General features: G+C 37.9%; 22 protein-coding genes and 2 pseudogenes. 5 read left to right on the forward strand and 19 right to left on the reverse strand.

Annotated elements, in window-relative coordinates:
* Positions 1-136 precede the first annotated feature (136 nt).
* On the forward strand, positions 137-406 hold the full coding sequence (locus tag JSQ81_RS07370) for a hypothetical protein (protein ID WP_212607015.1): 270 nt from the start codon (positions 137-139) through the stop codon (positions 404-406).
* 349 nt (positions 407-755) lie between these two features.
* A complete protein-coding gene (locus JSQ81_RS07375; RefSeq protein WP_212607016.1) occupies positions 756-845 on the forward strand; it encodes a YjcZ family sporulation protein in 90 nt (29 codons plus the stop codon).
* Between the two features lie 163 nt (positions 846-1,008).
* On the opposite strand, the pseudogene JSQ81_RS07380 reads toward JSQ81_RS07375, so the two are convergent.
* Positions 1,009-1,122 (reverse strand): annotated as a pseudogene (locus tag JSQ81_RS07380) (Hg(II)-responsive transcriptional regulator); the annotation flags it as partial.
* A gap of 77 nt (positions 1,123-1,199) precedes the next feature.
* Positions 1,200-1,280, reverse strand: a pseudogene (locus JSQ81_RS07385) (multicopper oxidase domain-containing protein); the annotation flags it as partial.
* Between JSQ81_RS07385 and JSQ81_RS07390 the strand changes: the two are divergent.
* A complete protein-coding gene (locus JSQ81_RS07390) occupies positions 1,278-1,601 on the forward strand; it encodes an ImmA/IrrE family metallo-endopeptidase (protein ID WP_249336670.1) in 324 nt (107 codons plus the stop codon). The pseudogene JSQ81_RS07385 and the gene JSQ81_RS07390 overlap by 3 nt on opposite strands.
* 470 nt (positions 1,602-2,071) lie before the next feature.
* Here JSQ81_RS07390 and JSQ81_RS07395 read toward each other — a convergent pair whose 3' ends face one another.
* From JSQ81_RS07395 to JSQ81_RS07405, 3 genes are all read right to left on the reverse strand, one after another.
* The gene (locus JSQ81_RS07395) at positions 2,072-2,377 is read right to left on the reverse strand and encodes a hypothetical protein (RefSeq protein ID WP_212607018.1); all 306 of its coding nucleotides are present in this window, start codon (positions 2,375-2,377) and stop codon (positions 2,072-2,074) included.
* Entirely contained in the window at positions 2,364-2,570 is a 207-nt protein-coding gene (locus JSQ81_RS07400) for a hypothetical protein (protein ID WP_212607019.1), read from the reverse strand. Before JSQ81_RS07400 ends, JSQ81_RS07395 begins: the two co-directional genes overlap by 14 nt.
* Before the next feature lie 344 nt (positions 2,571-2,914).
* The gene (locus tag JSQ81_RS07405) at positions 2,915-3,361 is read right to left on the reverse strand and encodes a hypothetical protein (RefSeq protein WP_212607020.1); all 447 of its coding nucleotides are present in this window, start codon (positions 3,359-3,361) and stop codon (positions 2,915-2,917) included.
* Positions 3,362-4,009: 648 nt separating this feature from the next.
* Between JSQ81_RS07405 and JSQ81_RS07410 the strand changes: the two genes are divergently transcribed.
* On the forward strand, positions 4,010-4,162 hold the full coding sequence (locus tag JSQ81_RS07410) for a hypothetical protein (RefSeq protein ID WP_212607021.1): 153 nt from the start codon (positions 4,010-4,012) through the stop codon (positions 4,160-4,162).
* A gap of 183 nt (positions 4,163-4,345) precedes the next feature.
* Here the strand turns inward: JSQ81_RS07410 and JSQ81_RS07415 are convergent, their stop codons facing one another.
* The 13 genes from JSQ81_RS07415 to JSQ81_RS07475 all read right to left on the reverse strand — a co-directional run bounded on the left by JSQ81_RS07415 (position 4,346) and on the right by JSQ81_RS07475 (position 16,895).
* On the reverse strand, positions 4,346-5,797 hold the full coding sequence (locus JSQ81_RS07415; protein WP_212607022.1) for a vWA domain-containing protein: 1,452 nt from the start codon (positions 5,795-5,797) through the stop codon (positions 4,346-4,348).
* 77 nt (positions 5,798-5,874) lie between these two features.
* Positions 5,875-7,041, reverse strand: a complete 1,167-nt coding sequence (locus JSQ81_RS07420) for an AAA family ATPase (protein WP_212607023.1) — start codon at positions 7,039-7,041, stop codon at positions 5,875-5,877.
* A 90-nt stretch (positions 7,042-7,131) separates the two neighbouring features.
* Positions 7,132-7,326: a hypothetical protein gene (locus JSQ81_RS07425; protein WP_212607024.1), complete on the reverse strand. Its 195-nt coding sequence runs from the start codon at positions 7,324-7,326 to the stop codon at positions 7,132-7,134.
* Positions 7,327-7,350: 24 nt separating this feature from the next.
* Positions 7,351-8,244: a DUF6744 family protein gene (locus JSQ81_RS07430; RefSeq protein ID WP_212607025.1), complete on the reverse strand. Its 894-nt coding sequence runs from the start codon at positions 8,242-8,244 to the stop codon at positions 7,351-7,353.
* A gap of 550 nt (positions 8,245-8,794) precedes the next feature.
* Positions 8,795-10,435 carry a mercury(II) reductase gene (gene merA / locus JSQ81_RS07435; RefSeq protein WP_212607026.1) on the reverse strand — a complete coding sequence of 547 codons (1,641 nt, stop codon included), beginning with the start codon at positions 10,433-10,435 and terminating at the stop codon, positions 8,795-8,797.
* Positions 10,436-10,451: 16 nt separating this feature from the next.
* Complete coding sequence (merR1, locus tag JSQ81_RS07440) at positions 10,452-10,850, reverse strand: mercury resistance transcriptional regulator MerR1 (RefSeq protein WP_212607027.1); 399 nt, start codon at positions 10,848-10,850, stop codon at positions 10,452-10,454.
* Between the two features lie 92 nt (positions 10,851-10,942).
* A complete protein-coding gene (locus JSQ81_RS20115; protein WP_256437730.1) occupies positions 10,943-11,074 on the reverse strand; it encodes a hypothetical protein in 132 nt (43 codons plus the stop codon).
* A 216-nt stretch (positions 11,075-11,290) separates the two neighbouring features.
* The gene (locus JSQ81_RS07450) at positions 11,291-11,854 is read right to left on the reverse strand and encodes a YdhK family protein (RefSeq protein WP_212607028.1); all 564 of its coding nucleotides are present in this window, start codon (positions 11,852-11,854) and stop codon (positions 11,291-11,293) included.
* A 105-nt stretch (positions 11,855-11,959) separates the two neighbouring features.
* Positions 11,960-12,286, reverse strand: coding sequence for a four-helix bundle copper-binding protein (locus JSQ81_RS07455; RefSeq protein WP_212607029.1), 327 nt, complete (start codon positions 12,284-12,286; stop codon positions 11,960-11,962).
* Positions 12,287-12,510: 224 nt separating this feature from the next.
* Positions 12,511-14,010 carry a multicopper oxidase family protein gene (locus tag JSQ81_RS07460; protein ID WP_212607030.1) on the reverse strand — a complete coding sequence of 500 codons (1,500 nt, stop codon included), beginning with the start codon at positions 14,008-14,010 and terminating at the stop codon, positions 12,511-12,513.
* A 799-nt stretch (positions 14,011-14,809) separates the two neighbouring features.
* Positions 14,810-15,037, reverse strand: coding sequence for a hypothetical protein (locus tag JSQ81_RS07465; RefSeq protein ID WP_212607031.1), 228 nt, complete (start codon positions 15,035-15,037; stop codon positions 14,810-14,812).
* An 86-nt stretch (positions 15,038-15,123) separates the two neighbouring features.
* Positions 15,124-16,206: a sensor histidine kinase gene (locus JSQ81_RS07470; RefSeq protein ID WP_212607032.1), complete on the reverse strand. Its 1,083-nt coding sequence runs from the start codon at positions 16,204-16,206 to the stop codon at positions 15,124-15,126.
* Positions 16,203-16,895 (reverse strand): response regulator transcription factor, encoded by a 693-nt coding sequence (locus tag JSQ81_RS07475; RefSeq protein ID WP_212607033.1) that lies wholly within the window; start codon positions 16,893-16,895, stop codon positions 16,203-16,205. The genes JSQ81_RS07470 and JSQ81_RS07475 overlap by 4 nt, the downstream gene beginning before the upstream one ends.
* A gap of 204 nt (positions 16,896-17,099) precedes the next feature.
* On the opposite strand from JSQ81_RS07475, the gene JSQ81_RS07480 reads away from it, so the two are divergent.
* Positions 17,100-17,489: a cupredoxin domain-containing protein gene (locus tag JSQ81_RS07480; protein WP_212607034.1), complete on the forward strand. Its 390-nt coding sequence runs from the start codon at positions 17,100-17,102 to the stop codon at positions 17,487-17,489.
* 100 nt (positions 17,490-17,589) lie between these two features.
* On the opposite strand, the gene JSQ81_RS07485 is transcribed toward JSQ81_RS07480, so the two are convergent.
* The gene (locus tag JSQ81_RS07485; RefSeq protein WP_212607035.1) at positions 17,590-20,004 is read right to left on the reverse strand and encodes a heavy metal translocating P-type ATPase; all 2,415 of its coding nucleotides are present in this window, start codon (positions 20,002-20,004) and stop codon (positions 17,590-17,592) included.
* Between the last annotated feature and the right edge of the window lie 140 nt (positions 20,005-20,144).

The raw sequence follows: 20,144 nt of genomic DNA on the forward strand, positions 1-20,144 counted from the left end.
GCATACATCCCATTCAAAGTATTCTGGTAATAAAGGCCAATTAGTAATATTTGTCCAAGCATTGAATTGACGGTAAGCATAACATACTTTAGATTGTCTTTTAACGACAGTTTATTAAAAATAAAGGAGGGAGAAAATGTCTGAAAAAACAGAAGTAGAAAGACGAATATTAAGAACATTAAAGCGTTTACACCAGCAGATAGAACAGCAAGAACAACTATTGAATGAAATTTTATTTGAGATGAAAAAAGATCCAATACCGTCCCCATCTCGACCACCAAAATCACTTAGTATTTTGGAAAATCTTGAGTTGGATACGGAGAAACTTACAAAGATTGCTCTATTTATCTCAAGTTTATATATCGATAGTGATGAAGATAAAGTTCAATCGAATAGGGACGAGTGATTAATCTCCTCGGTCTCTCACACCATCGTACGTACCGTTCTGTATACGGGGATTCAGTTTAAGTCTGACCCAGTTGAATGTAACAGACATCATAAGCAACTTTCAGAGGTATAAGACTTTTTTTGTACAGCTTGACGGACTTGGTTTGGACAAATACCATAACCATTTTCCGATTTCTTACAATATTGGACACGCACCTGCGCCCCCCCCTTATAATGTTATCTTATTTAAAGCGATTCTGTAAATTTCTACGAATGACTCAATACGCTTGTCCCTATCCTCTTCGTTTTGCAAGAATAACTTAATAGTAAGTAAGCTTACTTAATTTAATCAAAGGAGGGCGATAAGTATGAGTCAGGGTTATGGACGAAGTGGATTTGCATTGATTGTTGTATTGTTTATCCTATTAATTATTGTTGGCGCAGCATGGGTAAACTAAAATGAAAGTTGAAGAAGCTGGATTGTAATTCAGCTTCTTCTTTCCGCAAAATGACGTAGAAGTTGAATTAGCCAAAAATGCGATTGCTGAAGCAAAATATCATACAGGTGAAGTCATTCCTTGAACGTTAATTCGATATCTTTTCAATACGATTCCTCCATTCTTAAATTTCTAGTAAAGTTTCAATAATGGGGCATTCATAAATATCTTTGTTTTCGGGATATCTTTCTTTTAGGTCGATAAGCATTTGTTCGATTCTTTGGAGATCATGAATTTTAATACTCAATTCTTGATGCTATAGATTCGATTTTTTAATTTTAATCGTAGTACGTTCAGTTTTATAATTATCGCGTTTTATTCCACTTTCACCTGTCCCATCATGCCGTTGTCTTCATGTTCAAGAATATGACAATGGAACATAAACACACCCTTATGATTAATGGGAGGGCTCTCTGTATTTTTCTTAATATGAATCAAACAAAACAAGAGATTTGGCAGGATTTTGCACATGAGCTGGCTCACAGTTTGAACCATGAGGGATACCAGTTCTCAATGAACGATCCATTTCGCAAGTATCAAGGGTGGCAAGCAGAACAGTTTGCATTTCATTTGTTGAATCATTTGGAATTACCGCAGCTTAGATGCGAAGCAGTTGGACTTATTGCAACTCTATTCAACGTTGAACATACCTTTGCGGATGTAAGATTGGAAAAGTGGTTAGAGAATCGGGAAGTTTGTTTTTTGGCTAGATTATAATTTTCTTATAGAAAGGATAGAATTAAAGTGGCTTCATTTCAAAAAAAAAAATAGCTGTAAACTCATGAAAGGTCAAATCCGTTGTACAAGGGATTTCAATTGATTTTGCTTCAGAAAGATTAGGTCATCGGACAATCGATACAACAATGAGGCATTACGCACATACTTTAAATACAGTATTGACATTTACAGAAATGAAGAAAGGATTAGGGTGGGTTTGTGTATATTCTGTGTATAACATTTCATTTACCACCGTATTCAATCGGATTCCCAAATATAAAAAAGCACTTGTAAACTTCGTTATAACAAAGTTTACAAGCGCTTTTCCCTATCTTAACTTATACAAATTCATTGTAATTACGCCCTCGGCGGGCATATAATAACATCCCCTAACCCTTGTATTGACAAGGGTTAGTTCTTTTCTTGTGTATAATTTGTGTATAATAATTTCATAGTGTAAATTCACGGACTTACTTCCGTTTATAATTTACGATACTCCCACCATTTTTACGAACCTCATTATAATACTTCTCCATATATTTACCGACTTCTTTTTTCTGAAATAACCACTTGCTCCCTAGGCGTATCTTTGGAAATTCTTCATCATATAAAATATGGGTTACAATATTATTCCACGACATATTCAAATATATCGCTAGTTGCTTGGAATTCATGAAAAACACTTCTGATTCAAGTTCTTTTAAATGTTCATCTATTTCCTGAAGGTATAGCTCTTTTAGCTTTTCTTGATCAACTTCAACTTCAATGCTGATCATTTTTCTTCACCCACTCATTTAACCAATCAATATCATTTTGCGACAAACCCAGTTCTTCTTCCACTTCTTTTTCTACTATATGGTGCCAATTCGCTTCTTCCCATTCTAAATGGGTTTCCCACTCACGAATAACTTTAACCGCATTTTCTGTTTCTAGTTGCTGTCTAGTTTTAAAAGGTATTATAATCGCCATGTTCGCCACCTCTTCCGATAAGATCTGTTCCTTCTATAATAAAGGTTGCAATCGAAAGAATCAAAAGGCTCTCACTAAAATTGTACGGTATTTAACAAAAGTGCATATACTCTGATTTATGACAGCGGGAGCACCTTTTGGAGAAGATATCTATTCCTGATAATAACTTTTGCTATCATAACTGTTAATTTTGCAAATTTATTCGCTGTAATTACTTTAGTGTCTAAGCACATATTTAGTCCGACTAGTGAACTAATGAACCATGCGAAAGACATGAATTGTAATAATTGATTTTAAAAGACGACCAAGACGACCACTCATTTACTTATGAGCGGTCGCCTTTTTTATTGATATTCCTCGTCATCCTCTTCTTCATCTTCATCGTCATACTTAAATCCTCGTTCAATTTCAATCCAGGTCGGGACATTTGCATCCCAGTGGTACTCTGCTAACATTCTTCTCCCGCGTAGCTCTTCGATCTTATCGTGTACATATTCGGCGTCTAAAAAGAAGGTTGCTTCACCGGCAGCGTAGGAAGGTTTTTCCCGTGTATAATCAATCTTTAAAATATGTATCAAATTATCGTCACACAAAAACTCTCGAAACTCATAGTTGTATAGCCAGAAAGTATCTTTAAATGGATCAATATCTTTTTCTTCTGGCGTTAGCCACATTCTTGTAGGTACAGGTCTATTGTTGGTGATTATTGCTTTTGGTACACTATCGAATTCGCGGAACTGTCCTCCTTCGACGGCCAACACGAATTTGTCGTCACTCTGATAAACTTGCATTTGGTTATCTACACTCCTTTTCATTTATTATGTATTCAAAACCTTTAATAATTTATATGCTACCATTAATAGAAAATAATGATATAGTTATTTTTGTAGTCGTTATAAAAAGAATGTAAGGTTAACAAATGACATTTATTCCGGCGGTTGCGTTGAAGCATTTTAATAACACAATATATTTACCAATGTTAATCACAATCCTCGAAAAAGATATGCTTACCATAGAATAAACTCAACTTAAATTTAAGCGACCATATACAAAAATGATTGAACAGGCGTTGAAAAGTGTTCGGACTGATTTAAAGAAAACAAATTTTTATCTAATGCGAAATAACATACAACTGATTAAACGTAACAACAACAAAGAGTTTACCGAATTCATATTATCAAGTGGGGCATTCGAGGAGTTCGAGAAATATTCGAGTGAAGATTTGAAGAATCGTACTGAAGAAAAAATGGGAGAATATCTGCTAAGTATGTGTAATGGTGAAGTAAAGATGTCTTTGTAAAAGGGCATTTCCACAAACGGGCCAGAATTGCTGATTTACTAAACTATTTTTTTAAAAAGAAAGGAGAATTACATGAAAAGCTTTAGTGAAGCCGACATTGAAAAATACTTAAAATATACTGATGAGAATGTAATCCCACTTGAAGAAGTATTTGGGTAATTGTTTTACATGTGGTGAACTCCTTAGTGAAGTTGAGTTACCTGAAGGTCCAGAAAAGAAAGTTGTTTGCTTAAAAGACCGAGATTATTTTGTAGAAGGATATGAAGAATTGCAAGAACTTGGAGAAATTTGAGTAACGACCGTGAAATAAAATTATAAAAACAAACCTCTGAATATTAACGGTTTGTGAATAAGCTTACTTAAACGGGCGCGATTGTTGTGGAACAAAAAGTAACTCGATAGCCTTAACAAAAAGCTCAGATTTAAGTCTGAGCTTTTTTGGGTGCTATTTACACTGTTGCTTCTAGCATTTACTCTATATTTCAAAAGCAGTAAAACTTCCTGTATCATCAAAATCCTTAATATGAACTACCCTGTCTGAAAACTGCTCTACAGTTTTTGTGTTAATTCCTATTACTAGAGATAGTACATTAAATTCCTTTTCTTTTTTCTTTTTATTGAATGCTTCTAAAAACGAATTTTTTAGTCGGTCTTCACCATCAGTAACGAAAACTAAGTCCGCCTGTTTAAAACGACTTTCGTTTATTACTTTCAATGCCCCGTCAAGAGAAAGTGCAAAGTCCGTACCTCCACCAAGGAAAGTTTGTGCTAAATTGATCATATCCGTACTTTTTATTTTTCCTCTTTCATATCTAAAGATTTGTGTACGAGTAGAGAACAATATCAAACAAAAATCTCTTCTTTGTTTTCTTGCAATTGACATGAGGGCTAATGTAAATCCCTTGGATTGAGTATCTAGCTTGTTCATACTGCCTGACTGATCCAGACAAAGTATGATTGGACCTTTCCCCAATACCTCTTGCCCTTTCTGCTCATACATCATCGTCTGGCCTTCTACAAATCGACGTAAGAAGTCATTCTTCGATATTGAGTGCGTGTATAAGCCCAATTCCATCGGTAGCAGTCGCTCAATATCATTTCCTAACGTAACCCCACTTCTTTCCATTGAATCATTATGCTTAGACTTTTGCTTTTTACGGGCTATCTGTTTAAATCGACCAGCCCAATCTGCAATTTCTTTCATCTGTTTATTTGATGCAATTTTTTCAGCTAATGAAATTTGATCCCGTATAGGAACTTTTTTCAGTTCTGCATCACCACTACCGGCACTCGTGCCCCCAAGTAATGATTTCAAGCTATCTTTCGTCTGCTTCGTTTCCTGCATAGCTTTTTCCATCGCTTGCGAAAAGCTATGACTGTTGTTCTGTAACGTCTCTTGAAGTTGGCCGGCCAAGTCTGATATTGCTGCTGTTAAGTCTTCTTCTAGCTTCCCGTTACCATTTCTAGCCCCATTTTTTTGTTCCTGCTTTTGAAGCTGTCTTTTCATCGCCTGAATCTCTTGCATTTGTTTTTTTAAGCTTTCGTCTCTTTCTTTTTGTTCAATTAACCATTCATTCGTTTTCTCCCCGAATTTCACAGTTCCGATGGCTGAAGATATGTCATCCAATCGAGTAAATTTTCGATAGGTTCCAAACGAATCATCATTCATGATTTTCTCCATAAACGATTTGTTAACTTGCAAATCATCAGGAATTTCATCTTCGGTCAATTCGGGTTTCATCTTGTATAAAGAAGCCCATATGTCACCGAGTAACGGTTCAAACTCAGGAAGTTCCCCATCAATGCTTAACTTTTGAAGTCCTTGCGACATATTATAAATTTCTTTGAAACGTCTTTTATCGAATGTATCTGTATTTAAAACAGAATGATTTTCATCTTTTACTCTTATTGGTTTCAAATAAAACACTCCCTTTCAATTTTTTATAACAAAGAAATGCCAAGGATTAATTCCCTGGCATTGCAATAACCTCCGTCAATGTATTTTTAAAATGGTATTTGTACTGTTGACTTTTCATTTGTGGTGCCAAAATCCATCGGCTCCAAAATACTGTCAAGTATTTCTTGTTGCATCGCTTTCACTTTATCAAGTAAAGAGTCAATATCCGCATCTCTACTTTGATTATGCTTTTTCAACTTATTTAAATCAGCAACTAACGATTTCAATTTTTGGGTAGCTTCCATACCAGCATCAGTAGAAGCATCCTTCTGCATCGAAGAAAATACTTCACTTGCCTCTTCCCGAATCATATCAAGTTTTCGAGTAACCACATCCTGTGCATGACTGCGAACAATCAGGGAAACGTTATCTTTTTGATCCACTGTTTCCCAAAGGGCATTTTCAAGGATGACAATATCATCAACTTTTACTACTTGCCTTTGGTTTATCAATGCTTTCGCTTGAAGAACCGAAAGTGACTGTTTAAACCGCCTGTCAGACGGACGGATTCCTTCATCACGCAATTCATTACGGATTTTTGAAAGAGTTTCATATACTTCGTCAGGAATTGTAACCATGTCAGTAAAAAACTGTAGTTGAACCAATTCATCCATCGTCATGGAGGGCATAACCTGATTTTGACCGGTACCCTTCATCATGGAAACAAAATTCATTCCATCTGCAATGTAATCTAATTCGAACCTAAGTAAGAACCTATCGAAAAGTGCTTCAAGTCCCTCTCCCTCTTCCGGGTATTCGTTCGAAGCCCCAATGACTGACATCAAGGGAACCTTTACCGGCGTTCCATTATTATAGAAGAGCCTTTCATTTATAAGTGTTAGTAAACTATTCAAGATTGCTGAATTGGCTTTAAATATCTCATCTAGAAATACAAGATTGGCTTCCGGCATTTTAGTTGCGGTATTCCGCTTGTACACGCCTTGTTCAAGGTCCCTTAACGACAACGGGCCAAATACTTCTTCGGGAGTACTAAATCTTGTCAGCAACCACTGGAAGTATTCCGTTCCCTGTACGATTTTTGCTAATTCGACCGACAATGCGGACTTCGCGGTTCCAGCAGGCCCAATCATAAGCATATGCTGCCTTGAAAGTAGAGCAACAAGAATCCCTTCAACTTCTTTTTCACGCTCAAAAAACTTTGCATTGAGTGCATTTTTTATTTCCTCTAACTTTGCAAAATTTGTGTTAGTCATTTTGTAAAACCCCTTTGTTTTTTAATATAAATAGAAAAAGGAAGCCGGTTTTTTTATTTACAGCCGAACTCCCCTTTATATGAACCCTCTTTAGTTTTTTGCTGAAAGAACAAACAATTCTTGTTCTTTTATCGATAGCTCCCGCATTCTTAGCTGCAACTCTTGTTCTTTTAATTCATTTGAACGTTCGAGTTCTTGAGCAATCTTCTTAACATGTTGCACACAATCAACAACATCTCTATCATAGAATTTTCTTCCCATTATCGTTTGATAAAACTCAGTCATGTCAATCTCTCCATTCCAATTCTTTTAAAGATCCGCAACCATTTTCGAAACTGCAGCACGAATCGTCATAATTTTATTTTCTAGTGTATCCGCTTCATTAGCGACAACGTCTTTGTAATTACGATAGTTTGCAATTACAGACTTCGCATTTTCAATAATTTCCTTCACTTGTCCTTTTTTCAGCCCAGCACTCGACTTACAATCATGTAAAATAGATTCTAAATGGTCATTTAGCTTCGTGTTCACCATTTGCCTGTTGTCGAATGTATTAACAACGGGTATCTTGAACCCTTCACTGTTCTCAAGGGAGGACGTGAAGTTAACAAGCTGATTCAACCCTTCTGTATGTGAATCTGGGACAAAGTATATTCCCCCATTCGGACGGACAGGTGTGGGTGCTAATGACTGTAGAATTTTATTGACCATTACTCTTACTTGCTGGGCTGAATAATGGTCTTTATAAATATTAAATTTACGTTCAGCTTCAAAGCACAGCTCTTTTGCAATTTCGTTCTCCGTTATAAAAATCAGAGAACTATTATTTTTATCAAGTGTGATTACTCCTGCTTTACTGTTGTAATTAAGACGTTTACCAGCCTGATCCACAGTCTCCACCACAATGTTTCTTTGCACGTGGCTCTTATCCGAAAATACTTCACGTATAAGAAAGTTCTCGAATACCCCAGCATGTCCAGTAGATTTTCTAGTCTCTATCTCTTTAGTACTCCTTCGGAAAGCATCGGCTGGACGGATTGCATTCGGCATCCATTCAACAGGCAAACCTGATTGAACAAGTGCTTTCTCTAAATCTTCCATTTTGACTAATTGCTTTCCTACCGAGAACCACATCAAATGTCCCAAAATTCCTTCTTGCTGCTTGTTTTGAACAGCTGTCATATTATCAAGATTAATTGACATACCTAACAACCCTTTCTATTTTTGTATTTTAGATAAATAAAAAAACGCATTTAACACCTAGCGATTGCTAAGTAAATGCGTTTTAAAATTACTCGATTTGTACTATTTCAATAATCTCTCTTCCCTCTCCCTTCAATAACTATTTGAAAGCAAAAAAACCGATCTCCCCTGGATAGGAAAAATCGGTTTTAATATATTTCACGCAAAATGCGTAAGTATCTCGTATCTTTTCTGATATGCAAAAGGCAATTTATGGACGTCGAATACGTCTGCCTAACCTCTCCTTTAAACAAGGAATACAAAGGCTGAAAGTTTGTGTCGAATCTCTTTCTGCATATGCAAAAAGTGTAACGACTTTCACCAGTGGTAAAGGTGACTAGGAAACGATTTGATATATATTTATATTAACAAAGATAGAATCATTTAGCAAAAGCTTCGGGTTTACGATTTACTTCCTTATATTTAATACTTTCGTCTTGATGGTTTCATTTTAATAAGATAGCCTTTCCTAAATATATTAGGAATTTCGGCTTTATTTGTATTCATATTTCTAACCAGCACAACAGGATAATTTGGAAACATCTTTATCAAACGTAAGGGCTGCTAATTTCAATCCTTCCGCCATTGTTAAATAAGGGGCAAGAGTTTCTCGTAAATCCTCAATTGTCAATCCGAATTTTACAGCTAATGTTGCCGCATAGATTACCTCTCCTGCGTTTTCCGAAACGATATGAACCCCTAACACTTTTAATGTTTTTGCATCTGCCACTAACTTAAAAACACCTGTTGTTGTTAGATTAACGAGGGCTCTTGGTACAGCATCCAACGGCAGGACAGACGTTTTAACCTCAAGACCTTTTTCTTTTGCTTGCTGTTCAGTTAAACCAACCGTTGCAATCGACGGATTAGTAAACGTGACGCCTGGAACAACTTCTAAATTTACCTTTTGATTTAGTCCTCCGATTGCATTACGCGCAGCAAGTCCACCTTGATAAGCAGCTACGTAAACAAATTGAGGACCAAGCGTTACATCTCCAGCCGCGTAAATTTGAGAATTGGTTGTTTTAGAGAATTCATCAATGACGATTTCACCACGAGATCCAATCTCAACACCTGCCGCATATAAGTTCAAAGATTCTGTATTAGGTTTTCTGCCCGTTGCTATAAGCAATTGTTCTGCTTCAATGATTCGCTTTTCACCATTTATCTCTACATAAACTTTTTTAATGTTTCCATCTTGTTCTACGCGTTCATAGGTTGTTCCTGTAACTAAATTAATTCCCTGTTCTGTTAATGCCTGAGTAATAGCATCTGAAACTTCAGGATCGTATTCTTTTAATAGACGCTTGCTTCTTTGCAACAAAGTTACTTCTGCACCTAAATTATGAAATAATTGTCCTAATTCCAATCCGATATATCCAGAACCAAGCACCGTGAGATGCTTTGGAACCTTCTTTAATTCAAGTAACGTAGTGCTTGTCAAATACTCTACTTCGTCTAGTCCGGGAATATTAGGAACGTATGGAGATGCCCCTGTAGCTATTAAAAATCGTTTCGCAGTTATTTGGTTGCCGTTCACTTCAATCGTATTCCCATTAACAAATTTCGCTTCTCCATTTATTAATTTAAAACCGTAATCATCAATTAAATTCACATATTTTTCATTTCGAAGCGAACTTACTAATTCATCTTTTCGTTGTATTAACGAAGCTAAATCAACCTTTTTTGCTGTAGTATGTAATCCAGTAAATGGATTACTTATTGCTAAATGATTGATTTCTCCTGCTCTTAACAAAGTCTTGGATGGAACGCATCCGATATTAACGCAAGTTCCTCCCACGGTTCCACGTTCAATCATCGCAACTTTTGCACCGTAACCCACAGCTTCAATGGCCGATGAAAAGGCTGCTGCACCAGAACCAATGATGATGTAGTCATAATCATCTTTGCAACCTAAATCAACTTTTACTTGAGTTTGTAAATCCTCAACTTCACCTGGATGATATTTTGCTTCAGCAATCGCATTTTTGGCTACTTCAACTTCTACGTCATTTTGAAGCTCAAATACAGCTTCCCCACGTTGAAAATCAACTTCAATCCACTTTGCACCTATATTTTCCAAGGCAACTGAAACATGATGTTCACAACTTGTACAAGTCATTCCTTGAACGTTAATTCGATATCTTTTCAATACGATTCCTCCATCCTTAAATTTCTAGTAAAGTTTCAATAATGGGGCATTCATAAATATCTTTGTTTTCGGGACATCTTTCTTTTAGGTCGATAAGCATTTGTTCGATTCTTTGGAGATCATGAATTTTCCGTTGAATGTCCTCTATCTTATAAACAGTGAAATCATACATATCACGGCATTTCGCTTCATCACGATCTACCACACCTAAAAGCTTATCAATTTCATTTAAAGTAAAACCTAATTCCTGGATGCGCTTAATGAATTTTAATCGGTCGACGGTTTGTTCTGTGTATATTCGATATCCTGACCTTGTACGAGAAGGTTTCGGAATTAATCCCAATCGTTCATAATACCGAATGGTTTCTTTATTAACGTTACATTTCTCAGCCAATTCTCCAATATGAAACTCCATTTGTTTCACCTCATACGAATTATAAACCCTGTACCAAAGTACAAGGTCAATATAAATAGCTTTCCCCACTATTCCATACTCAATTCTTGATGCTATAGATTCGATTTTTCAATTTGAATCGTAGTACGTTCAATTTTATAATTATCACGTTTTAGATTAATAGCCTGTTGAAGAACAACTTGTTCATCTGTTTCTTCGTCAATTTGAATATGACAGCTAAACATATCTAATCCTACTGTTGGTCATTCCGGGTTGGTTAACGTTATGGATGGCGATTTTCGCAGATGTGGGCGCTATAATAATCGTGTATTGAACTCTCTTCGATTAATAAGATCAAAGTACTAATCTATAGAAAGCGAGTTAATCGGAAATTGTTTATGAAAAGAGGATGTCCAATAAGTCGGTAGATTTCCGATTATTGGACATCCCTTATTTAATCTTTATTTAACAGAAAGTTCACTTTCCGTTACCCATTTATGATTTTTAACTTCTTCACCGCCAGTAGTAGGAGTGTAATCAATCATATAGACAGTAGTTTTTTCGGATGAATCGATTACTGCTGTTGCTCCTTTCATACCCTTCATATGGTCCGCCTCTACGGTTACTTCAGTTCCTGTCTCCATAGTTTTGTCACCAGCATCTTTAATCTCGTCTTGAATAACCCATTTGTGGTTTTCCACTCTTTCCCCGCCAGTTAGCGGTGTGTACGATATAGCGTAAGCTATAGTGTCGTAAGCACCCACAATTGTTGCTACAGCACCTTCCATGCCTTCCATATGGTCTGTTTTAATGATTGCTTCGCTTCCTACTTTATAGGTTGGATTTTCTGCCACTTTCAAGTTCTCAGGGACTTCACCGGAGCCGGAATGATTCATCTCCATTTGCATGTCTTCCTGTTTAGGTTCATTATTGCTGGTAGGATTTTTTTCGTTGCCTGTACTATTTCCGCATCCACTTAACCCTATAATTATCGCAATACCTAACAAAAGTAATTGCCTTTTCATTCGTTACACTCCTTATTCTACATAATTCAAAAAAGAAGCTGTTCCTAGAAACTTTATTCATTTCTTGAAACAGCTCCATTAATGGTTGCCTTTTCTGCATATCGTTTAAGCTACCATTTGTCGACATGCCTCGGCACATTTTCGGCAAGCTTCGGCACAGCGTTGGCAATGATCATGGTCATGTTTTGCGCACTCCTCCGCACAACGTTCACAAACTTCTGCACATAATTCTAAAATCTGATTCGTAAATGGGCTATTGCGGGTAATTGCTTGTGCTGCAAACGCGCATATATCTGCACATTCACGGTCCAAGCGGATACATTCGGCCATCATCTTCACATCTTCTTCTTTCAAACATGCATCAAAACAAACGTTACATGCTTCTAAACATTCCAAACATGCTCTTAGGCAATCTTCATATTTCGTATTCATGGACTCACCTCCTGCTATTTTGCCTCAGTGATATTTTTCCCTTAAGAGACGTTTTAAAACTATATCGAAGAAACTCCTTAAAAAATCCTTATTTCTAGTTTGATTCTTGATGTGAAATGAAAAACAGCCAGCGCGTGAACAAATACACGCTGGCTGTTTCATTGGTTAAGTACAACAACGGTAACCAAAATAACACGGATTTTCATACCTAATTGGACTGAAGTTTATTCCACCTTCACCTGCCCCATCATACCGTTGTCTTCATGTTCAAGAATATGGCAATGGAACATAAACACACCCTTATGTTTAAATTGTATCGCTATTTTCACTCTTTCATCTGGTTTAATAGAAAAACTGTCCTTCCAACCCCGTTCATTTTCCGGTGGCGCTTTCCCGTCTCTTGATATGATTTTAAATTGCGCCCCGTGAATGTGGAATGGGTGAATCATTCCACCCATCATGTCCGGTTTATTGTAAATTTCCCAGACTTCAGTAACTCCTTGCTGTTGTGTAAAATCAATTCTATCCGGATCAAATTTCTTTCCATTGATTTCCACCATATCCATCATCCCAAAGAGTTCTACTTTCTTCGTAACTGGCAAATCCATCTCTTCTTCTGTTAATGAAAAGTCATTCATCTCTCCTGGAATCCGGCTAATCACTCCACTTTTATCAGAAACCTCAAATGGTAAAAGGACAGACCCGTCTTCATTAATTAACGCCAAGTCATTTTCCGAATTAAGCTGTGAAAAATCAACAACAATTTCCGCCCTCTCAGAAGGCGTCAGTGTAACTTCTTTTAAAGTAAACGGTTCATTCAAAAAACCGCCATCCGTTGCGATTTGAACGAAGGAATCCCCTGTATTCAATTTAAACGTGTAATTTCTCGCATTCGATCCATTTAATAAACGGAGACGTACTTTCTCTTTATTAACACTCAACTTAGGATTGACTGTTCCGTTGATCAATAACGTATCGCCGATTGTCCCGTCTTCATTCATTGCAGCGCTGTAATTTAATTGTTTTCTATCATCAAATGTTCGATCTTGAAAAATCAAGGGAATATCGTTCTTCCCATAATCATTTGGTAATCCAAGACTTTTCGAATTATCATCCTCGATATATATCAATCCTGCAAGCCCATTGTATACCTGTTCAGCGGTTTTCCCCTCTGGATGGGGATGGAACCATAAGGTTGACGCTTCTTGTGCAACTTCAAATTCAATCACTTTTTCTTCTCCCGGTTTAAGAGCATCATGCGGACCGCCATCAACGTCTCCCGCTACTTCCAACCCATGCCAATGAAAAGTCGTCTCTTCATCAAGTTCATTAATCGTTCTAATTTTAACTTTGTCACCTTTGTCAAAACGAAGCATCGGTCCCAAAAAAGGCCCGTTATAACCATACGTTATCGATTCAGTGCCATCGAATATTTCAGTTTTCCCTTTTTGTGCTCGAACTGTGTATACAACTCCTTCTCCATCGTCACGTTCAAGCATGGATGGAATTTTCAATTCGTTTTCCCCGGTTGAGTCATTTAACATGACTACCTCATCATGACTCATATGACCTTCCATCATGTCATGATGCATTTCTTCCATATCTTGGCCCATAGTCGAATGTTCCATTTCCTTTTCAGGCTTCGAATTGTTATTACTGCAAGCACTGATAACCAATATACTAATCACCAATGTGATAATTTTTATCTTTATCTTTATTCCCATTAATTATTTCCCCTCTTCCAGATTATTTCTTTTTAGTGTAACAAGAGAATATGAAATATATATGCAAATTACAAAGAATCTTTATGAAGTAAATTGTCATAATAAATGCAAACATTTTGCATATTTACGGGAATCTAGAAGGGAAAAATTTAGAAATGTGATATTAGGTGAATTGAAGTATTTTATGTCTGTATTGATTTGCGAAATCAAAAGACTACTGCGTAGGATTTCAGCAAACGAATAAAAAGCCGCATTTTCAAATTCAAATACGGCAGTCCAATAGAAATTACAATCAACTTATTGATTTTCTATCAACTGTGTTGTTTACGCCGCCCATACTTGGTAGTGCCCCGCGGCTTGTACACCGATAGTATTGTGATTACGAGCAAAACTATTAGGCCAACTCCAGCGTGTAAGAGTTCGCTCCACAACCCCCCGGGATCGACACTTCCTGTCTCTTTTGCAGCATCTGCTAAAATGCTCACTGTCTGTATGTTCAGTATCAAGATGGTAGTGGCTATAACGGTTAGGAGTAGTTTGAAGAGGACCCAATAGTGCCTAAACAAGCCCCATTTTGTACCCAATGACATAACAAGTCCGGTTAGGAACGAAACGAGAGCTAACGGGACAATGGCGAACCAGCCAATCAACTCCATCGCGATCCAAGCAGCATGCACCGTCTTGGCATCCTTGCTGGCGAGAGCGGCGACGACAAGAGCTAGGAAACCAACGACCGAGCCAAGCCAACCGACCGAAGAAGTGATATGTGCAGTAAGCGCGAACTTGCGTAGGCCGGGTTTCATGACCACGGCTGTTTCGCTACTTTTTCTATGTCACTGGATGACGGAAAATGGCGGCCAGGACCGTGTTTACCGCCGCTAGCAAACATTACGATGACAACCAGTAAGACTAGTACGATTGTGGTAATAATAGACACCTTTACCCACCGTGGTGTACTGGTGGCCGATTCCTTGTCGTAATTCTCCGTGTCTTCATCTGTTGCGCGTCGTGATAATAACTTTTTCATTTAGATTTCCTCCCTCCATTGTATTCATGGTCTCTTAGTGCAAAATCAGTATAGCAATGTTCTATGAACGGATCATGAACAGCAAATCACTTTTTTTCATGTCTATTTGATTTATTCTGGGCTATTGGGAGCGTAAAAGTAAAGGTTGTACCTCTTCCTACTTCACTTTCCACTTGAATGTCAGTTTGATGAAGGGCTAATATGTGCTTAACAATGGACAAGCCGAGTCCTGTACCTACTTTTTTAGTTCGTGCTCTATCTGCTTTATAAAATCGTTCCCAAATAGATTGAATGTCTTCCTGCTTGATTCCCGGTCCATAATCTCGAATAGAAACCACCGCTTGTTCTTCTTTTTTCAATATCACTTCAACTGAACTATCATTTGTAGAAAATTGTACTGCATTTTGAATCAAATTAACGATTACTTGATCAATGCGATCCGGATCAGCAAATACGTATATGTCTTTTGCTTCTTCAGATATCAATTCCACATTCAGTTTTTTATTTGCAAATTCAGGTTCCATCCGAGCCACTACTTGGCGAATCAGTTCCGACAAATTAAAAATAACAGGCTCGATTTCCACCTGTCCCGATTCTATTTGGGCCATATCGAGAAGATCATTGACCAGCTTACTCATTCGCTCGGTTTGTTCTTTCATGATCGTAAAATAATGACGTTTTCGCTCGTTGGGGATTGTGTCATCCAGAAATGCAGTGACAAACCCATGAATCGATGTAAGAGGGGATCTCAAATCGTGGGAAACATTTGCAACTAAATCCTTTCTCATCTGATCCAAGCCGGCCAGCTCCTGAGTCATGTAATTGAACGTTTCCCCCAATTCTCCTAGCTCATCACGCGTTTGAATTTCAACTCTTTGATTAAATTGTCCCCTAGCGATATGGAGGGCAACCCGATTCATTTCTCGGAGTGGGGCGGTAATCCTTTTGGAAAGGTAGTAGGTAAATAAACCTGTAATGGTAATAGAGATAATGGATGCCAAAACAAACAAATACTTCATTTGGTGAAAGTCTTCTGAATTCAGATGCATGTTAGTTAGATTGTTCTGTAGTAAAAAATACGAGACAATAGCAAGAACGAAATGTGACAGAATTAATATGACGATATACGTGATAAACAGCTTCAAAAATATGCTTTTTATTCGAATCAATGGTTATCCACCTCAAATTTATATCCAACGCCTCTTATCGTTTTCACCCTCCAATAAGCGTTGGAATTCCCCAATTTTTCTCGAATCCTTTTAATATGCACATCGACCGTTCTAGAATCACCCTCAAAATCCACCCCCCATATCTTTTCCAGTAGCTGCTGCCGTGTGAATACTTGATTTGGATATGAGGCGAGAAAATATAGCAGCTCCATTTCCTTAGGCGGTAACACAATCTCCTGTTTCTCATAAGTCACCTTGTATTGTTGAAAATCGATCTTTAACAAGGGAAGTTCAATGATTTCATTTGCATCGAACATCGGATTGGCCCGCCGGAGCACCGCTTTTATCCGTGCCATCAGTTCGTTCGGATCAAAAGGTTTCACCAAGTAATCATCCGTTCCTAGCTTGAAACCTTTAAGTTTGTCATAGCTTTGGCCTTTCCCGGTCAACATGATAATAGGCGTTTTATCAAATCTCCGTATTTCCTTGCAAACTTCCCAACCGTCCATTTCAGGCATCATAATATCTAGAATGACAAGATCAGGAGGACTATCATAAAACATTTCTAATCCCGTCATCCCATCGTTTGCTATATCAACTTTATACCCGCTTTTTTCAGCGTATAAAATAATCAACTCACAAATGTAAGGATCATCTTCAATGATAAGAACTTTAACTTGTTTGTTCATTCATCGGCCCCCTAAATCATTTACATCTATATTAGCATTTTTTTATGAACAGAAAGTGAACACAATATCAGAGCTCCCACTTCAGCTTACTAATAATCGCCATGACTTTGACTTACTTTCTCCATAGATAATGGATATTTGATAGATATCATTATGTATAAGAGGGATAGAAATAAATCCCCAAACAAATAGGAGGTATTCATTTTGAAAAAATGGTTATTGACATCAATTTTATTAAGTGTTTTGCTTGTACTTGCCGCTTGCGGAGGAAAAGATACAAGTGACGAATCGGGGATGGTAGATAATACCGGCTCTTCGGAAGATGCAAATGCCAGTACTGAAATCAATATTACAGGGAAAAATTTTGAATTCGATCAAGCAGAATACACTGTCAAGGCTGGCGAGCAGGTTAAAATTATATATAAAAATGATGAAGGAATGCACGGGATTGCAATCGATGGCCTTGATGTAGACATTAAAGGCGATGGAGAGGCATCTTTCACTCCTACAGAACCGGGTGAATATACAATCTACTGTAATATTCCATGTGGAGCGGGACATGCCGATATGAAGTCAACACTGATTGTCACATGAATTGATAACACATTTGTAGAATAAAAAACGAGTAGGATTAGGAATAGTTTCCAGATCCTGCTCGTTTTGTGCTCATATTTCCATAGGTCTCACTCAATCATTACTTCAAATCAACTTTTTGTAAACGCAACGCATTCAACACAACAGATACCGAACTAAATGCCATCGCGGCTCCTGCAACCCATGGTGCAAGTAAACCAATAGCTGCAATCGGTATCCCGATCGTATTGTAAATGAATGCGAAAAACAAGTTCTGCTTAATATTCCGCATTGTTTTTCTACTCATGATAATCGCATCTGCGACGCTATTTAAATCTCCACGCATCAGCGTAATGTCAGCTGCTTCTATAGCGATATCCGTTCCAGTACCAACGGCCATCCCGATATTTGCTATCGCAAGTGCGGGTGCATCATTTATCCCGTCTCCAACCATCGCTACCTTTTTGCCTTGCTCCTGAAGCTTTTTAATCTCTTCACTTTTCTGTTCCGGTAATACTTCTGCGATTACGTTTGACAGACCGACTTGACGAGCAATAGCCTCTGCGGTACGTTGGTTATCGCCTGTAAGCATGATGACATCCAAACCAAGCTTTTTCATTCTCGCAATCGCTTCTTTAGATGTATCCTTCACTGTATCAGCAACCGCGACGACACCGGCAAATTTTTGATCCACAGCAATAAGCATCGCCGTTTTCCCTTCACTCTCTAGCTTCTCCATAGATGTTTCTGAATCCAAGGTCGCAATCTTATGTTCTTTCATCAATTTTCTTGTGCCAACTAATACTTCTTTTCCGCTTACTTCGGCCCGAATTCCATAACCAGGAAAAGCTTCAAAATCAGTTGCTTCAAGAAGTGTAATACCTTTTTCTTTTACGCCATTAACAATTGCTTGCGCCAAAGGATGCTCGGATTGATTTTCAGCTGTTGCAATCAACTGTAGCACTACTTCTTCTGTAAAGCCCGATGTCACTGTAATATCTGTTAAAGCAGGCTCACCTTTTGTAACCGTCCCCGTTTTATCCAAGACTACGGTATCAATTGACTGCGTGTTTTCTAAATGTTCTCCGCCTTTAAAGAGCAGTCCCATTTCAGCAGCTCTACCCGAACCTGCCATAATTGAAGTCGGTGTCGCCAAACCAAGTGCACATGGGCAAGCAATAACTAAAATTGAGATGGTTGGAATTAATGCGGAACGTAAATCACCCGGTGTCACAGCAAAATACCAAATAAAGAATGTCACAATCGCGATGACCACAACAACTGGAACAAAAACACCGGATATTCGATCCGCCAAACGCTGAATATCTGCCTTGGATCCTTGCGCTTCCTCAACCACTTTCACAATTTGTGCTAATGCTGAATCCTTTCCAACTCTTGTCGCTTTGATTTGCAATGAACCATTCTTATTAATCGTTGCACCAATGACTGTGTCACCAGCAACTTTATCAATCGGAATACTTTCACCTGTAATCATCGATTCGTCGATTGCAGAGCGGCCATCGATAATTTCTCCATCCACCGGAATTTTCTCCCCCGGCCTCACCAAGATTGTATCTCCCGTTATGACTTCCTCAATAGGTATTTCTTTTTCAATACCGTCTTTCAGAACACGGGCTGTTTTAGCCTGTAAACCAAGAAGCTTTTGGATGGCCTGACTCGTTCTCCCCTTCGCACGAACTTCAAATAACTTACCAAGTACGATGAGTGTGATAATAACTGCTGCTGCTTCAAAATAAAGCTCGGGATGTCCAATGCCTCCCGCGTTCATCCATTCAACCGATAAATAAATACTGTAAAAGAATGCAGCACTCGTACCTAGTGCAACTAAGACATCCATGTTTGCACTTTTATTTCTCAGCGCGTTAAAAGCACTTCTGTAAAACGGTCCACCAACAATGAATTGAACTGGTGTCGCAAGTGCAAGTTGAAGCCATGGATTCATTAAAATAGCAGGCATATAGATGAACGATAGAAATTCAAAATGGGCAACCATCGACCATAACAATGGAAATGTCAATATGGCAGAGAAAATAAATCTTCTCTGTTGCTTATGAATTTCATTTTCTTTATGATCTATTTTGTCTTTACCGTCTTGTTTGGGAATTAATTCATACCCCATTTTCTTAACAGCCGTCATCATGTCAGCTGTTTCAACCTGTTTGTCGTCATATTCCACGGCAATCGTTTCTAATGCAAAGTTAACGTTTGCGCTAGAAACACCTTCCATCTTACTAATTCTTTTCTCAATTCTCGTGGCACATGCCGCACATGTCATGCCGGAAATATCGAAGTCCACTTTTTCTTGGACAACATTGAAGCCTAACTTTTCAACTCTTTCCTTAAACTCATTCACATTCGTTTTATCTGGATCGTAAACAATCGTAGAGCTTTCCAATGCAAAGTTGACATTTGCTTTTTCGACGCCTTCTATTTTTGAAAGACCTTTTTCAATTCGATTTGCACACGCTGAACATGTCATTCCATCGATTTGCAAAGTTTTTTCGGTTGATGCCATTTATTATCCCTCCGATACATAGTGGGGGTATATTTTTTGGAAAAGAAAGACCATACCTGAAGGTACGATCTTATCCGCCGCCTTCTACCCCCATGTGGTATAAGCGACAGCTTATTTGTTGACTAAACCTTCTGATTCAT

Source organism: Sporosarcina sp. Marseille-Q4063 (assembly GCF_018309085.1).
Taxonomy (GTDB): domain Bacteria; phylum Bacillota; class Bacilli; order Bacillales_A; family Planococcaceae; genus Sporosarcina.

Excerpts from the sequence above, each read along its gene's own strand:
- JSQ81_RS07405 (WP_212607020.1), bottom strand. The coding sequence starts at position 3,361 with ATGCAAGTTTATCAGAGTGACGACAAATTCGTGTTGGCCGTCGAAGGA.
- JSQ81_RS07370 (WP_212607015.1), top strand. The coding sequence starts at position 137 with ATGTCTGAAAAAACAGAAGTAGAAAGACGAATATTAAGAACATTAAAG.
- JSQ81_RS07420 (WP_212607023.1), bottom strand. The coding sequence starts at position 7,041 with ATGACTAACACAAATTTTGCAAAGTTAGAGGAAATAAAAAATGCACTC.
- JSQ81_RS07455 (WP_212607029.1), bottom strand. The coding sequence starts at position 12,286 with ATGAATACGAAATATGAAGATTGCCTAAGAGCATGTTTGGAATGTTTA.
- JSQ81_RS07485 (WP_212607035.1), bottom strand. The coding sequence starts at position 20,004 with ATGGCATCAACCGAAAAAACTTTGCAAATCGATGGAATGACATGTTCA.
- JSQ81_RS07375 (WP_212607016.1), top strand. The coding sequence starts at position 756 with ATGAGTCAGGGTTATGGACGAAGTGGATTTGCATTGATTGTTGTATTG.
- merR1 (WP_212607027.1), bottom strand. The coding sequence starts at position 10,850 with ATGGAGTTTCATATTGGAGAATTGGCTGAGAAATGTAACGTTAATAAA.
- JSQ81_RS07390 (WP_249336670.1), top strand. The coding sequence starts at position 1,278 with ATGATTAATGGGAGGGCTCTCTGTATTTTTCTTAATATGAATCAAACA.
- JSQ81_RS07450 (WP_212607028.1), bottom strand. The coding sequence starts at position 11,854 with ATGAAAAGGCAATTACTTTTGTTAGGTATTGCGATAATTATAGGGTTA.
- JSQ81_RS07400 (WP_212607019.1), bottom strand. The coding sequence starts at position 2,570 with ATGGCGATTATAATACCTTTTAAAACTAGACAGCAACTAGAAACAGAA.
- JSQ81_RS07475 (WP_212607033.1), bottom strand. The coding sequence starts at position 16,895 with ATGAACAAACAAGTTAAAGTTCTTATCATTGAAGATGATCCTTACATT.
- JSQ81_RS07395 (WP_212607018.1), bottom strand. The coding sequence starts at position 2,377 with ATGATCAGCATTGAAGTTGAAGTTGATCAAGAAAAGCTAAAAGAGCTA.
- JSQ81_RS07430 (WP_212607025.1), bottom strand. The coding sequence starts at position 8,244 with ATGTCAATTAATCTTGATAATATGACAGCTGTTCAAAACAAGCAGCAA.
- JSQ81_RS07465 (WP_212607031.1), bottom strand. The coding sequence starts at position 15,037 with ATGAAAAAGTTATTATCACGACGCGCAACAGATGAAGACACGGAGAAT.
- JSQ81_RS20115 (WP_256437730.1), bottom strand. The coding sequence starts at position 11,074 with ATGTTTAGCTGTCATATTCAAATTGACGAAGAAACAGATGAACAAGTT.
- JSQ81_RS07460 (WP_212607030.1), bottom strand. The coding sequence starts at position 14,010 with ATGGGAATAAAGATAAAGATAAAAATTATCACATTGGTGATTAGTATA.
- JSQ81_RS07425 (WP_212607024.1), bottom strand. The coding sequence starts at position 7,326 with ATGACTGAGTTTTATCAAACGATAATGGGAAGAAAATTCTATGATAGA.